This is a genomic window from Pelagibacterium luteolum (assembly GCF_900100665.1).
Lineage (GTDB): Bacteria > Pseudomonadota > Alphaproteobacteria > Rhizobiales > Devosiaceae > Pelagibacterium > Pelagibacterium luteolum.
Genome location: NZ_FNCS01000001.1, coordinates 596,495 through 610,926 on the forward strand (window position 1 = coordinate 596,495; position 14,432 = coordinate 610,926).

The 14,432-nt window shown below is 61.5% G+C and carries 10 protein-coding genes; 3 read left to right on the top strand and 7 right to left on the bottom strand.

The window, feature by feature from the left end; genetic code table 11:
- The first annotated feature begins 18 nt into the window (after window positions 1–18).
- Window positions 19–1,134, top strand: a complete 1,116-nt coding sequence (locus tag BLR31_RS02880) for a hemolysin family protein (protein WP_244504923.1) — start codon at window positions 19–21, stop codon at window positions 1,132–1,134.
- Window positions 1,135–1,155: 21 nt separating this feature from the next.
- On the opposite strand, the gene BLR31_RS02885 is transcribed toward BLR31_RS02880, so the two are convergent.
- Window positions 1,156–1,707, bottom strand: coding sequence for an ActR/PrrA/RegA family redox response regulator transcription factor (locus BLR31_RS02885; protein ID WP_090591171.1), 552 nt, complete (start codon window positions 1,705–1,707; stop codon window positions 1,156–1,158).
- A 68-nt stretch (window positions 1,708–1,775) separates the two neighbouring features.
- The gene (locus BLR31_RS02890) at window positions 1,776–3,113 is read right to left on the bottom strand and encodes an ActS/PrrB/RegB family redox-sensitive histidine kinase (RefSeq protein WP_176762475.1); all 1,338 of its coding nucleotides are present in this window, start codon (window positions 3,111–3,113) and stop codon (window positions 1,776–1,778) included.
- Window positions 3,114–3,244: 131 nt separating this feature from the next.
- Between BLR31_RS02890 and BLR31_RS02895 the strand changes: the two genes are divergently transcribed.
- Window positions 3,245–3,679, top strand: coding sequence for a DUF2852 domain-containing protein (locus BLR31_RS02895; RefSeq protein WP_090592079.1), 435 nt, complete (start codon window positions 3,245–3,247; stop codon window positions 3,677–3,679).
- A gap of 224 nt (window positions 3,680–3,903) precedes the next feature.
- Window positions 3,904–4,638, top strand: coding sequence for a M48 family metallopeptidase (locus BLR31_RS02900; protein ID WP_090591179.1), 735 nt, complete (start codon window positions 3,904–3,906; stop codon window positions 4,636–4,638).
- An 85-nt stretch (window positions 4,639–4,723) separates the two neighbouring features.
- On the opposite strand, the gene BLR31_RS02905 is transcribed toward BLR31_RS02900, so the two are convergent.
- From BLR31_RS02905 to dnaA, 5 genes are all read right to left on the bottom strand, one after another.
- Window positions 4,724–6,898: a transglycosylase domain-containing protein gene (locus tag BLR31_RS02905; RefSeq protein ID WP_090591183.1), complete on the bottom strand. Its 2,175-nt coding sequence runs from the start codon at window positions 6,896–6,898 to the stop codon at window positions 4,724–4,726.
- Between the two features lie 267 nt (window positions 6,899–7,165).
- The gene (gyrB, locus tag BLR31_RS02910; RefSeq protein WP_090591187.1) at window positions 7,166–9,622 is read right to left on the bottom strand and encodes a DNA topoisomerase (ATP-hydrolyzing) subunit B; all 2,457 of its coding nucleotides are present in this window, start codon (window positions 9,620–9,622) and stop codon (window positions 7,166–7,168) included.
- 91 nt (window positions 9,623–9,713) lie between these two features.
- Window positions 9,714–10,838, bottom strand: a complete 1,125-nt coding sequence (gene recF / locus BLR31_RS02915) for a DNA replication/repair protein RecF (protein WP_090591191.1) — start codon at window positions 10,836–10,838, stop codon at window positions 9,714–9,716.
- Between the two features lie 220 nt (window positions 10,839–11,058).
- A complete protein-coding gene (dnaN, locus tag BLR31_RS02920) occupies window positions 11,059–12,177 on the bottom strand; it encodes a DNA polymerase III subunit beta (RefSeq protein ID WP_090591195.1) in 1,119 nt (372 codons plus the stop codon).
- Window positions 12,178–12,384: 207 nt separating this feature from the next.
- A complete protein-coding gene (dnaA, locus tag BLR31_RS02925; RefSeq protein WP_244504924.1) occupies window positions 12,385–13,824 on the bottom strand; it encodes a chromosomal replication initiator protein DnaA in 1,440 nt (479 codons plus the stop codon).
- Window positions 13,825–14,432: the final 608 nt, after the last annotated feature.

Here is a 14,432-nt window from a genome sequence, read left to right on the forward strand (position 1 = left end):
GGTTGGCCGCCAGAGACAATGGCCACCGCACCCCAGATGACCGACATCGATCAATCTAGCGCCGCGGCGCGCCGGCCGCATCGCCCCTCGGGCGACGACTTCCCCACCTCTTCGCCCTTGGGCGACAAGAAACCCTCCCTCTGGGCGCGTCTGCGCGCCTTTGTACCGGGCAAATCCGCATCCTTGCGGACTGGGCTTAAGGAAGCCCTGGACGCTCCGGCCTTGCCGTCCGACACGAGCTTTTCGGCTTCCGAGCGCACGATCTTGCAGAACGTGCTCAAGCTCGGCGAATTGCGCGTCGAGGACGTCATGGTCCCGCGAGCCGATATCGAGGCCGTGGAAATCGGCGTCAATGTCGGCTTCGTCATTGAGCGATTCCGTCAGGTCGGCCATTCGCGTATGCCGGTCTACGAGGAAAGCCTCGACAAGGTCGTGGGCATGATCCACATCAAGGACGTGCTCGAGGAAGTGACCGAACCTGCCAAGACCGCCGCACCAACCGCAGGCAATGGCGCCAACGGACACAACAATCAAAGTCCGATCAAATTCGTAACCCCGGTGCTCAAGCAAAAGATCGGCAAGGCCGAACTGGTGCGCAAGGTGCTGTTTGTACCGCCCTCCATGCCGGTCACCGACCTTCTCGCCCAGATGCAGGCCACCCGTATGCATATGGCGGTGGTGATCGACGAATATGGTGGTACCGATGGGCTCGTGACCATCGAGGATCTGCTTGAAGCCGTTGTCGGTGACATCGAGGATGAGCACGACGAGGGCGAAACCCAGATGCTGCGCGCCATCGGCGACGATGTCTTCGTTGCGGATGCCCGTGTGGAGCTGGCCGATCTGATCGAAACCATCGGCACCGATTTCGATCCCGGCGAATATGCCGAGGACGTCGATACGCTTGGTGGGCTGATTTTTGCCTTGGCTGGCCGTGTGCCGGTGCGCGGTGAGGTGGTCTCAAAGCTCAAGGGTTTCGAGTTCGAAATCACCCGCGCGGATGCCCGTAGGGTCAAGCAGGTTCGCATTACTCGCAAGCGCCGCAAGCAGCGCCTGCTCATCGCTGGCCCGAAGCCCGAGACGGCGCAAGGCGACGGAACGACACCAACGGAAAACCAGCAGGCCGCCGAATAGGCGGCCTGGCTGATTTCAAGACTACCGTGGCGCGCGCTTGGCGAGAATACGCTGCAGCGTGCGTCGGTGCATGTTGAGACGGCGTGCCGTCTCCGACACATTGCGGTCGCAGAGCTCATAAACCCGCTGGATATGCTCCCAACGCACCCGGTCGGCCGACATGGGGTTTTCGGGGGGTTCGGGTTTGATCTCTTCGCTGGCCAGTAACGCCTTGATGATGTCGTCGGCATCGGCGGGTTTGGCGAGGTAGTCGACCGCGCCGAGCTTAACCGCTGTGACGGCGGTGGCGATATTGCCATAGCCCGTCAAAACCACCGCCCGCGCATCGGCGCGCTTGTCGTGCAGCGCCGACACCACTTCGAGCCCATTACCGTCTTCGAGCCGCAGATCGACCACGGCAAAGGCCGGTGGGTTGGATTTGACGGCTGCAAGTCCGCCCGCCACGCTATCGGCAATCGCAACGATAAACCCGCGCTTGTCCATGGCGCGCTCGAGCCGCGTCAGAAACGGCTTGTCGTCATCGACGAGCAGCAGGGTGCGTTCATTGTCGGGCAGGGTACTCACATCGGTCATCGGCCATTTCCTTCTCGCACCGAGGGTTATGACCAATTGTGGCCCAAAGGTCAAAACCGCCGTGAATTCTATACGTCCTGCGCGGTGCTGCGGACCAGAACGTCGCGTGGCCAACGGATTTCGACGCTGGCATAGCCGTTGGACCGCGCATTGAAGAACCGCAATGTCGCCCCGGTCCGCTCGAGCAGCGTCTTGGCGATAAAGACGCCAAGTCCCAAGCCACCAGCGCCATCAGGATGGCGCGGATCGCCGCCCCTTGTCTTGGTTGTGAGATAGGGTTCCCCGAGCCGACTTAAAAGGTCCGGGGGAAAGCCCGGACCATCATCGGTAATCGCAATCATCACCCGCTTGCCGTCCCAGTCGGCGCTGATTGTGACGTCCTGGCGCGCGAACTGGACGGCGTTCTCGATGAGATTGCCCAACCCGTAAAGCAGCCCCACATTGCGCGCGATGACGGGCTCGTCGGTCTTGGCGCGGCTGTCGAGCGTAATGGTCTTGCCATGCATGGCTGCCGCGCCTTCATGGGGCTTGGCGAGCTCGGCAACGATATCGGAGAGGGTGGCCGTATCGAAAATGTCCGAACCGGACGGCCGGAGATTGCGCAGTTTGCCCAAGATCGCCCGGCATCGCGCCACCTGCTCGATGATCAGATCGAGATCGTCGGCCAATTCCCCCTCGCCCGCATCGCGCCGGATTTCCTTGGCCGCCAGCCCAATGGTCGCCAGTGGCGTGCCCAGTTCATGGGCGGCAGCGGCCGCCAGCCCGTCGAGAGCGGAGAGTTGCTGCTGACGCGACAGCGCAAGTTCGGTCACCGTCAGAGCATCGACCAATTGCCGCGCTTCATGGGCCACCTTGTTGGTGTAGCCGGCGACGAACACTACGCCACAGAGGATCGAGACCCATACGCCGGTGAGATAGACGCGTGGTGGCACAAAGGCGAAGCCCGCTTCCCAGGGCAAGGGCAGATGAAAGAGAGCCAGTGCGCTGGCAATGGCCACGACCAGGCACCCCAGCCAGATCGTCTCGCGGCTCGCAAGCGTCGAAGCGGATACAGAGACCGGCGCCAAGAGCAACAGCGCGAACGGGTTGCCCAGTCCCCCCGTCAGGAATAGCAGGCCCCCAAGCTGCAGACTGTCATAGGCCAGTTGCAGGAAGGCGAGGCGTGGCGAGGGGCGATGCGCCGGCCCGAACCGCACCAACAGCCCGACATTGAGCAGCATCGACATACCGATAAGAAGAAGGCACGGCGCGATGGGCAGGTCGTAGTTGAGCCCGTAGTGCACGAAAATGACCGCGATCAGCTGTCCGGCGATCGCCAGCCAACGCAGCAGCACGAGCGTTTCGAGCTTCATTGGGTTGGCGCTGCGCGGTATGGTGGGCGACGGGCTGGATGAAAATTCAGTCATGAAAGGGCCAGGCGTTGAAGGTGCATAAGTGCGCTATAGCAGATTTCAAGAGCCAAAAATAAATGCATCGACACTTGATGCTGGTCGCGGCGTCACCAGATTTAAATTCGTTCGAGACTGGAGAGACGACAATGAACACTGCAATTATCAAACCCGAATGGTCGCCCTTGACCATTGCCCTGATGGTGCTTGGCTTCATCATCTTCTGGCCCGTGGGTATGGCCGTCCTCGCCTACATCCTGTGGGGTGAATATATGGGCGGCAGCCGCGAAAAGGCCGATGCCTGGGTGTCGCGCCAAAAGCACCATTTCAAGTCCAAACGCGGTGGTTGCACTTCGCGCAGCTATTCCTCCTCGACCGGCAACGCCGCGTTCGACGAGTACCGTGACGAGCAATTGAAGCGCCTCGAAGAAGAGCGTCGCAAGCTTGAGGAAGACCGCGAGGCGTTCGAAGAGCACCTTGCCAACCTCCACAAGGCCCGCGACCGCGAAGAGTTCGATCGCTTCATGCGCGACCGCAATACCCCGCGCGACACCAATACCGATGGCGAGCGCCAGGGTTACTGATAACGCGTGACGGACCTGCCGGCATTTCCGGCAGGCTCCTGCGACCGGTCTGCGGGACGGTTCCCCCTCCTCCCATAAGTCCCGCAGTCCATGCCTTGGGTTCCCTCCACCCAAGGCGCCCTTTCAAAGAGCGGCATGGTCTTTCGACCGTGCCGCTTCTTGTTTGTAACGGGCAAATGCCACCATAATCGACTCCAGCGATTCTCCCGGGAGGCGCCCACGCAATGGGGCTTTCAAATCTTTTGTCCCGCAAGCCCATACCGGCCGCAACGGTCATAGAAACCGCCAGCGGTCCGATCACCGTTGCGGTGCGGGTCAATGCCCGGGCCCGCGCTTATCGTCTCAGCGTCACTCCGCGCGGCGCGCCGGTGCTGACCCTGCCGAAATCTGGCCGTTGGGGAGACGCCGAAGCCTTTCTGCTGCGCAATCGCGGCTGGCTTGAGGGCCGCCTGACGCGCATCGCGAGCGACTACGCGCTCGTTCCCGGCGGCAGTATCCCCTTGCGCGGCGTCGATCATGATCTTGTCGCGCTCGATACCATCCGCGGCCGCGTCGAGCGCGTCAGCACCGTTGATGGCTGGGTACTGCGCGTTCCGGGCGGCGACGATCATATGCGGCGGCGGTTGATCGACTGGCTCAAATCGGAAGCGGCTCGCGATCTCGATAGCGCCTGCGCGCGTCATGCCGCAACGCTGGGCGTCTCTGTCGCCGGCATAAGGCTGCGCGATCAATCGACCCGCTGGGGCTCGTGCTCGTCAGCGCGGACGCTCAATTTCAACTGGCGGCTGGTTTTGGCACCCGATTTCGTTCTCGACTACGTCGCCGCCCACGAAGTGGCCCATATCGTTGAAATGAACCATAAGCCCGTTTTCTGGCGCACGGTCGCGCGCGCCCTGCCCGATTACGAACGCGGCCGTGCCTGGCTCAAGGCGCACGGCGCGAGCCTCATGGCGCTTTAGCGCAGAGCAAAAAGAAAGCGCCGGACTTTCGTTCGGCGCTTCCATTTATCGATTTCGTCAGTAGTCCGGACGGGCATGTCCCGGCCTACCCGCCGAACAACCCATCGAGCAGGCTGCCGATGCCATCGGAGGGCGCAGGAGCCACGGGGACCGGCTGCGGTTGCTGGATCGGCTGTTGCTGCTGGATTTCAAACGGCACTTCGCCCTGCGGTTGCTGCTGCTGGCCGAGTGGCTGCTGGATCTGATCCACCGAAACGGGCTGGCCAGTTGCCGGCATCGTATCCTGCATCGGAACAGCCACGCGATCCTGAAGCCGCACATAGGTGCCGGGGAGATCGGAAACCTGCAGCCCCTCATGGGCCTGGGCCATGATATCGCGCCAGATGGCCGCCGGGACCTGTCCGCCAAACACCCGGGTCGGCGTGTCGTCGTCATTGCCCAGCCACACGCCACCGACAAGCGATGCCGTATAGCCGACAAACAGCGCGTCGCGATTGCGCTGCGAGGTGCCCGTTTTGCCCGCCATCGGCCAATTGCCCAATTGCGCGCCCCGTCCCGTGCCCGCCTGGACGCCGGTCTGCAGCATGTCGTTCATCATGCCGACCTGCTCGTCGGTCAGGATCTGCCCGGGGCCAGCAGTCGATGCTTCGTAAAGCACCTCTCCACCCATCGTCGTAATGCGGGTGATGACGTTCGGGATGACGCCAAAACCGCCGTTGGCGAACGGCACATAGGCGCCGGTCAGCTCAAGAAGCGAGACCTCCTGTGTGCCCAGTGCGATAGAGGGCACGGGCTGGAAGTTGGACGAAAAGCCCATGCGATAGGCGGTTTCAACGACCGCTTCAGGCCCGATATCGATAGCAAGGCGCGCAGCGACGGTATTGATCGAATAGGCCAAGGCGTCGCGCAACAAAACGGGGCCGACATATTGTCCGCTCGAATTTTCCGGTGCCCAGCCATTATATTCCAACGGCTCGTCGACCATCAGCGTATCGGGTGTGTAACCCTGCTGCATGGCAGCGAGATAGACGAAGGGCTTGAAGGTCGAACCGGGCTGACGCCGCGAGGTCACCGCGCGGTTATAGGTCGACTGATTGTAATCGACGCCGCCCACAAGTGCCCGTACACGCCCATCGGTATCCATGGCGACAAAGGCCGCCTGCGAAAAGCTCAGATCGGGGCCCTGCGAATTGACGGCCTCGGTGATCACGAACTCGGCCTGCTTTTGCATGTCCCAATCGAGCGTCGTCGAGACGATAACGTCCTCGTTCACTTCGCCCAGATAATCGTTCATGAGCGTTTCGACCCAGTCGGCGACGTAATATTCCGTGCCGGCCACTCGTTGCGTAGCGACATTGGCGTCCATGTTCTGGGCCGCCGCATCGGCCTGAGCCTGCGTGATGTAGCCCTCGCGGACCATGTTGGCCAAGGCAATGCGCTGCCGCTCGGCTGCCCGATCGGGATGCGTGCGGGGGTTATAGTAGCTCGGGGCCGGAAGGATGCCGGCCAGCATCGCGGCCTGTCCAAGCGACAGATTGCGGGCCGAAATGCCGAAATAGGTCTGGGCCGCCGCCTCGATGCCGGTCGAGCCGGAGCCGAAATGCACGCGGTTGAGATAGAGCTCGAGAATCTGGTCCTTGGTGTAGTTTTGCTCCAGCCACACCGCGAGCAGCGCTTCCTGCACCTTACGGGCGGGGGTCACGTCGGGGGTGAGGAACAGGTTCTTTGCCACCTGCTGGGTCAGCGTCGACGCGCCACGGGTCAGGCTGCCGGCCTGGATCGATTCCACTGCAACGGACGCAAGGCCGATGGGATCAACACCAAAATGGCTGTAAAAGCGCCGGTCTTCGCTGGCGACCACGGCCTGACCGACATAGGACGGCAATTCGTGAATGCCCACGGCCTCGCCGCCGGTCTGCCCGCGATTGGTCAAAAGCTGACCGTTCGACGCGAGCACGCGGATATTGGGCGGACGCTGTGGCACCTCCCAGGTGGAGGACGACCCAAGATCGCGCCCGTAATAGACGACGATGCCTGCAACGGCGACGCCGCCGATCAGCAGCATCGTAAAGCAGAAATAGGCAAGGCCGACGATGAACTTCATGCCGCCTGAGCGCTTGCGCCGGACCTTTTGCGATTTGGGTCGGCGCGGCTTGGAATTCCGCGGTGGCTGGCCCGAGCCGGATTGGGCGCGCTGAGCCTTGGGCTTGCGCTGAGCGCCGGAATCGACGCGATCATCGGGAGAGAGGCGAAGATCCATCAAAGGTCACTTTCGGGCCGTCTGCGGAAATGGTTGATACGCAACACGATCTAATGGGTTCCCATACCGAATGATATCCATTCCGGGCGGCGGAAACATCAGGGCAAAAAACCCTTTGCTGCGTCATCGACGCTTTACGCTATCGCGGCCAATTGTGGCCGGTTTATGTGGGTTTTCCCACTCTTGCCGGCGGTTGTGACCCATGTGCAACACGTTTAAGTGACGCGATCGGCGATCGCGTCAACAGCACTTTAATTTGCACGCGCGCTAGATATCGAGGTTCGAGACCGAGAGCGCGTTGTTCTGGATGAACTCCCGCCGCGGCTCGACGAGATCACCCATCAACTGGGTGAAGATCGAATCTGCGTCGTCGGTTTCCTTGATCTGGACCTGCAGCAGCGTGCGCGCGTTGTGGTCCATCGTGGTTTCCCAGAGCTGTTCGGCGTTCATTTCACCCAGCCCTTTGTAGCGTTGCATGGAAACGCCTTTGCCGCCTGCCGCCATGACGATCGAGAACAGCGACCGCGGGCCGTAGATTTCACTTGTGACGTCCTTGCGGGTTAGCGTTGGCACGCCGGCATAGACCTCGTCGAGCTTCCCGGCCAGATTGCGCAGCTTGCGCGCATCGGCAGACCCCAGCAACGCCGCATCGAGCGTGTGGGTTTCGGTAACGCCGCGGACGACGCGCGAAAAGATGTATCCGCCTTCGCCATCGAGCGCCCCGGTCCAGGTGCGTTCGGTCTCGTCCGACATGCGGTTGAGCCGATTGGCAACGCGGTCCGCTAGGCCTTGCGCCGCAGCCTGATCGTCCATCGCCTGCGGATCGAGCGCGCCGACGACGGCAGCCTGTTCGATCATCTGCCGGTTGTAGCGGGCATTCTGGTTGTCGATCAAATGGTTGAGATCGCGCGCCTGCTCGACGATGGAAAGAAGGTCGGGGCCAGCATGGGTCGACCCCGATCGCGTCGTCAGAAGCGCTTCGTCGCTGCCACCGGCGAGCAAATAGTCTTCGCGGGCCCGTTCGTCCTTGAGATATTGCTCCGAGCGCCCGCGCGTCACTTTGTAGAGCGGCGGCTGGGCGATATAGAGATGTCCGCGTTCGATGATCTCAGGCATCTGCCGATAAAAGAACGTCAGAAGCAGCGTGCGAATATGCGCGCCGTCGACGTCGGCGTCGGTCATGATAATGATCTTGTGGTAGCGGAGCTTATCGGGATTGAATTCTTCCCGCCCGATCCCTGTGCCCAGCGCCGTGATCAGCGTTCCGACCTGGTCGGACGAGATCATCCGGTCAAATCGGGCCCGCTCGACGTTCAAAATCTTGCCGCGCAGTGGCAGAACGGCCTGTGTGGCGCGATCGCGCCCCTGCTTGGCGGAGCCACCGGCCGAGTCGCCCTCGACGATGAAGATTTCGGCCTTGGCCGGATCGCGCTCCTGGCAGTCGGCGAGTTTTCCGGGCAGCGAAGAGATTTCCAGCGCGGATTTGCGCCGCGTCAATTCACGCGCCTTGCGGGCTGCCTCACGGGCCGCAGCCGCTTCCGCAACCTTGGTCGCAATCGCCTTGGCTTCCGCAGGGTGCTCTTCAAACCACTGGTTGAGCTTGTCGTTGACGACGCTCTCGACCACCGGCCGCACTTCGGACGACACGAGCTTGTCCTTGGTCTGGGACGAGAACTTGGGGTCCGGCACCTTGACTGAAAGGACGCAGGTCAGCCCTTCGCGGGTATCGTCGCCGGTCAGCGAGACCTTCTCGCGCTTGGTGATGCCCGATTGCTCGGCATAGCCGGTGACCTGCCGCGTCAGTGCGCCGCGCAAGCCCGCAAGGTGCGTGCCGCCGTCGCGCTGGGGAATGTTGTTAGTAAAGCACAGGACGTGCTCGTGGTAGCTGTCGTTCCACCACAGCGCCACCTCGACGGTGATCCCGTCTTTTTCGGCGATCAGCGCAATGGGTGCATCGAGAAGCGGCGATTTGTTCTTGTCGAGATAGCGAACGAACGCTTCGAGCCCGCCCTCGTAGTAAAGGTCGCTCTCGACGATTTCCGGATGCCGCTTGTCGCGCAAGATGATGTGGACGCCGGAATTAAGGAACGCGAGCTCACGCAAACGATGCTCGAGCGTCTTGTAGTCGAAATCGACCATGGTGAAGGTTTCGGACGACGGCATGAAGGTCAACTCGGTCCCCGAACGGCCCTCATTGACGCCAGGCTGCTTGTCCTGGACATACTCACCGACCTGAGCGAGCGGCGCGTCGGCGACGCCATGGGTAAAGGCCATCTCGTAAATGCCGCCGGCGCGACGGATTTTGAGTTTCAGCCAGACCGACAGCGCGTTCACGACCGAAACGCCCACCCCGTGCAGACCGCCCGAGACCTTATAGGAATTCTGGTCGAACTTACCGCCGGCGTGCAGCTGGGTCATGATGACTTCGGCCGCCGAAATCCCCTCTTCCTTGTGGATATCGGTGGGAATGCCACGTCCATTGTCGATCACTGTGACCGAACCGTCCGCGTTGAGTGTGACGGTTACCAGGTCGGCGTGGCCGGCCAGCGCTTCGTCGATCGCGTTGTCGACGACTTCATAGACCATGTGGTGCAGGCCGGTGCCGTCATCGGTGTCCCCGATATACATGCCCGGGCGCTTTCTCACGGCATCGAGGCCCTTGAGAACCTTGATGGAATCGGCGCCATAGTCTGCATCGTTGGGGATCGGGGGCGTATCGCTCATCGACAAAAAGAATCAGCCTTGTTGGGAATAGGATTGTTGTACCTGATCGGGGGCTTATGCCCAAGCAATTTGGCCCTTTTTCGCCATCTGATCAGGCCATTGGGTGCACCTGGCCGGCATGAACGGCAAATTGCTGCGCCCGCGCGCCCAGATCGGCGAAAAGCATGGGATCGGTGCCGGTCATCCAGCACTGACTCCCAAGCCTGTCGAGGGCATCAAACAGAGCCCGGCGCCGGATCGGATCGAGATGGGCAGCGATCTCGTCGAGCAGGAGAACGGGCGCAATTGCGGTCATCTGCATGACCAGCCGTGCGTGAACGAGGATCAACCCGATCAGCAGCGCCTTCTGCTCGCCGGTGGAACAGAGCCCCGCCGGCATTGCCTTGGGCGCGTGGGTTACGAACAAGTCCACTCTATGTGGCCCTAATGTGGTGCGTCCGGCGGCGCGATCAAGGGCGCGATTGGCGCGCCAGCGCGCCATTAGCGCGGCTTCGAGCTCGCTTGCGGTCGCTGGCATCTCGCCTTCCAAGATCGGCGTGATATCAAGCCGCGCGCCGGGAAAACCGGTGTCGGTGACGCTGGTTTCCATCAGCGCCTGCAAATGGGACAGAGAATCGGCGCGCCCGAAATAGAGCGCGCTCGCCAGTTCCGCCATCTGCGCTTCAACGGCCGTGATCCAGGCCGGATCGCCATTGTCGGCCAAGAGCCTGTTGCGCTGGCGCATGGCGTTCTCGAAATCGTTGACGGCGCTCGAATGGCCCGGATGGAGCGTCGTCACCAGCCGGTCCAAAAACCGCCGCCGCTCGCTGGCCGGGCCGGTGAACAAGCCGTCCATGGCCGGCGTGAGCCAGAGCACGCGCAGATGCTCGCTCATCTGCTCGACGCTTTTCGCATTGGCGCCATTGATCCGCACGCGGCGCGCACTGGCATCCGCGCTGGCCCCGGTGCCGATATCGACGGGTCCGAATTCGGTTTCGACGGTCGCGGCAACCGCCCACATTCCGTCGCCGCCCGCCGTGCCCAGCGTATCGAATCCAGCCCGTCGCAACCCCCGCCCCGGCGCCAGGAGCGATATCGCCTCGATCAGATTGGTCTTGCCCGCCCCATTCTCGCCCACCAGCACTACATGGCGCCGATCGAGATCGAGCGCTGCGGTCGCATAATTGCGATAGGCCGAGAGCCTAAGCCGGGAAATGTAGCGTTGCGGTGGGGTCATTTGCGGCTCGTGCGCTTCGGACCATTGCAAACGGCGTTGATGAGCGCCACCACTGCGCACCCCTCATCCCGGCCCTCTTCCGCAAGGGGAGAAGGGGCTTTTCTGGCAGCGCCGACGCCAGACTTTCCTTCTCCCCTTGAGAGGGAAGGTGGATTGGGCCAGCGGCCCAAGACGGATGAGGGGTGCGCTGCGCTGGCCGAACTCTCGAAATTACGCGAGGTCACACCCGCATCGGCATCAAAACGAACAGCGCGTGGGTTTCGCCTTCTTCCTTGACGAGCGTCGGAGAGCCGGCGTCGTTAAAGAGGAACAGGGCATTTTCCGAGCGGATCTGGGAGATGATCTCCAAAAGATAGCGCGCGTTAAACCCGATCTCGAACCCGTCGACCTCGAAATCGACAGCCAGTTCTTCGTTCGCCGTGCCGTGGTCGGGATTGGTGACAGAAAGCTCGAGCTGGCCCTGGGTCAAAGACAGCTTGACCGCCTTGCCGCCCCGCTCGGACGCGATCGTCGAAACGCGGTCGACGGCGCGCGACAGGCTGGCGCGATCGACCGACAGAAGCTTGTCGTTGTTTTTCGGCGTCACGCGCTCGTAATCGGGAAAGCTGCCCTCGATCAGTTTCGAAAGCAGGATGACCCCGCCCAGCGTGAAACGGATTTTGGTATCGGACAATTCGACGTGGACGGTGTCTTCGATCCCATCGAGCAGTTTTAGAACTTCAGCGACGGTCTTGCGCGGAATGATGATCCCCGGCATGCCGGCCGAGCCCTGCGGCGCTTCGGCCTCGACGCGCGCCAGACGGTGCCCGTCCGTCGCGACCGCCCGCATCACGACCCCTTCGGGGCCATCGACGGTGTGAACGAAAATGCCGTTGAGATAATAGCGGGTTTCCTCATTCGAGATCGCAAACTGTGTGCGCTCGATGAGATCCTTGAGGGTCCCTACGGCGATATCGAAGGTATGGGTAAAGGCACCCGATTTGAGGTCCGGAAAGCCGTCGGGATTGAGGCAGGCAAGATGGAAGCGCGAGCGGCCCGATGAAATCTGCATCTGGTCATTGCCATCGGTCTCAAGCACCACGTCGGCACCATCGGACAATTTGCGCACGATTTCATAAAGTGTATGGGCGGGTACCGTCGTCGTGCCGGGCGTTCCGGTCATCGCTGGAACGGTTTCCGTCACCTCGATGTCGAGATCGGTAGCGCGCAGGTCCAGCCCATCGGGCGTGGCGCTCATCAGGACGTTGGCAAGGATGGGATAAGTGTTGCGCCGCTCGACGACACGATGGACGTGGCCCAGCGATTTCAGCAGATGGTTGCGCTCGAGCGTGACCTTCATCGCGTAAATTTACCCCTGATCTTCATGCATATCTTTGGCGCTGCCCAGGACGGGCATCCGGCCCAAAAGCCGGGCAGAGACCCTGCCCCGACCGACACGAAAACGCAAGGCCCCTGCCTGTAACAGGAGCCCGAATGCGTGATAAATCCGTGAATTTGTGTGCCGGCTGTTGGGCAATATCGCGCGGCCCGAAAGCCGCGCCATAGCCTATTCTTCCAACATACGGCGCAGGAGTTCGATTTCCTGGGTCAGATCGCCGTCCTGGCTCATGAGCTGCTCCACCTTGCGCACCGAATGGAGCACCGTGGTGTGATCGCGCCCACCGAATTTGCGTCCGATCTCCGGCAAGGACCGCGACGTGAGGGCCTTGGCCAGATACATGGCGATCTGGCGCGGGCGCACGACGTCGCGCGATCGGCGCGAGGACAGGATTTCGTTACGCGGCACCTTGTAGTGACGGGCGACGATTTTCAGAATGTCCTCGATCCGAACCCGGGGCGTATCCCGGTTGCGCATCAGATCCTGAAGTGTCTTTTCGGCCAGGGGCACCGTGATGGGTTCGCCCGTCAGCTGGTTGGCGGCCACGAGGCGATTGACGGCGCCATCGAGATCACGGCCATGGCTGACGATCGAGCGCGCCACGTAATCGATTACCGCGGGCGGAAAGTTCATGCCGGTAAACCGGCTCGTCGCCTGGTCGGCCCGCTTCTGGACGATGGCACGGCGCAGTTCGGGATCGAACGGCGCGATGGGGATTACAAGGCCGCCTGAGAGCCGCGAGCGCACGCGGTCGTCGAGCATTTCGAGATCGCGGGGCGGCGCATCGCCAGCCACGACCACCTGCTTGGTGCCCGAAATCAGTGTCGAAAGCGTATGGCCGAATTCGGTGGCGGACTTCCCCTGCAGGAACTGCATGTCATCGATCAGCAAGAGATCGACGCGCCGCAGCCATTCCTTGAAGGCCAGCGCCGACTGGTGCTTCACCGCGGTGATGAAGTGGTACATGAAATGATCGGCGGTGAGATAAACGATGTTGCGCGAGGTGTCGGATGCGCCCGCCGCCCATGCGATGGCGTTCAGAAGGTGCGTTTTGCCGAGCCCAACCGAGGAATGAATATAAACGGGGTTGAAGGTCACCACATTGTTGGCAGCAGCCGAGGCGACCTGTTTGGCAACCCCGAGCGCCATCTCGTTGGCACCGCCGACGACGAAGGTGTCAAAGGTCAACTTGCGATCGAGCGAGGAGCCCGAAAGCGCATCGATGGGTGTCGCTGGTGCCGATTGGCCCTGGCTTGAAACCAGTGCCGGCATTGGGCGCGGCTCGAGGGGCGCGGCGGGTGCCTCAAGCTCCCCGCTGGTGTCATTGGAGCTCACAAGGCGTGGACGGGCCTGGCCATTGATCCGCACGGTCAGATGGAGCCTGCCGATGGTCTCATCCTCGGTGCGGAACGCCTCGAGAATCTTTTCGACATAATTGGACTGAATCCACGAGCACAGGAACCGGGTCGGCACCGACAAATGCGCGAGGTCGCCAACGACCTCTTCGAGTTCCAGTCGCGCGAACCAGGATGTGAACACATCCTCGCCTACAGCGACCCGCAACCGTGCACGCACCCTGAGCCAGATCTGATCGGCGTCGAGTGCCATGTCCTGCCCCCCCTTCTTGAGCTCCTTTTTAAGCGGATCTGTGTCCGCCTGTCTCCCCTTTGTACCCCAATTCACGCGCTCCGCAGCCGCGATCGAATCCATATGTTCAGCCTCTTGTTGTCTCCGCGTCATCCGTCCCCGATGCCGCGTGTTGTTGCCCAGTTCTGCCCCTGTCACGAGACAATAAAGTGCGCTTCCGCACAAATTAATGAGTGCGGTTCCATATCTGTTACAAACTGAAATCGACGCGCGTGGCGTCTAGGGAAAAGACAGCAAGGTGTCTTTAAAAGTTGTTTGGGCGTGCCCGCGGGCATGTCTGCGATAAAGGACTGTGTTCAGGCCCATGATCGGACCGTTCCATTCCATCCATCGCTTACATACCCCCAAATTTGCCCGGGAGAGTTTGGCTAAAGACTTGTCTTTGGCCGCCCTCTTTCTGATCCAACGAGGCCATTTTAGACAGCCAAATTTTTGCGCACAACCGCCATTTTCGTCAAATTTAGGCTTGACTCATCGCCCCTGTGCCGGGCCTCCGAGTCCATGTGAGGGCACAAAAAATTAAGGCTATGGGACTCCTTGCAGATTCACGTTGGGTCCGTTTTGAGTCC

What these genes read in the sequence shown, in the direction of transcription:
- BLR31_RS02880 (WP_244504923.1), top strand. Translation starts at nt 19, where the DNA reads ATGGCCACCGCACCCCAGATGACCGACATCGATCAATCTAGCGCCGCG.
- BLR31_RS02885 (WP_090591171.1), bottom strand. Translation starts at nt 1,707, where the DNA reads ATGACCGATGTGAGTACCCTGCCCGACAATGAACGCACCCTGCTGCTC.
- BLR31_RS02890 (WP_176762475.1), bottom strand. Translation starts at nt 3,113, where the DNA reads ATGACTGAATTTTCATCCAGCCCGTCGCCCACCATACCGCGCAGCGCC.
- BLR31_RS02895 (WP_090592079.1), top strand. Translation starts at nt 3,245, where the DNA reads ATGAACACTGCAATTATCAAACCCGAATGGTCGCCCTTGACCATTGCC.
- BLR31_RS02900 (WP_090591179.1), top strand. Translation starts at nt 3,904, where the DNA reads ATGGGGCTTTCAAATCTTTTGTCCCGCAAGCCCATACCGGCCGCAACG.
- BLR31_RS02905 (WP_090591183.1), bottom strand. Translation starts at nt 6,898, where the DNA reads ATGGATCTTCGCCTCTCTCCCGATGATCGCGTCGATTCCGGCGCTCAG.
- gyrB (WP_090591187.1), bottom strand. Translation starts at nt 9,622, where the DNA reads ATGAGCGATACGCCCCCGATCCCCAACGATGCAGACTATGGCGCCGAT.
- recF (WP_090591191.1), bottom strand. Translation starts at nt 10,838, where the DNA reads ATGACCCCACCGCAACGCTACATTTCCCGGCTTAGGCTCTCGGCCTAT.
- dnaN (WP_090591195.1), bottom strand. Translation starts at nt 12,177, where the DNA reads ATGAAGGTCACGCTCGAGCGCAACCATCTGCTGAAATCGCTGGGCCAC.
- dnaA (WP_244504924.1), bottom strand. Translation starts at nt 13,824, where the DNA reads ATGGCACTCGACGCCGATCAGATCTGGCTCAGGGTGCGTGCACGGTTG.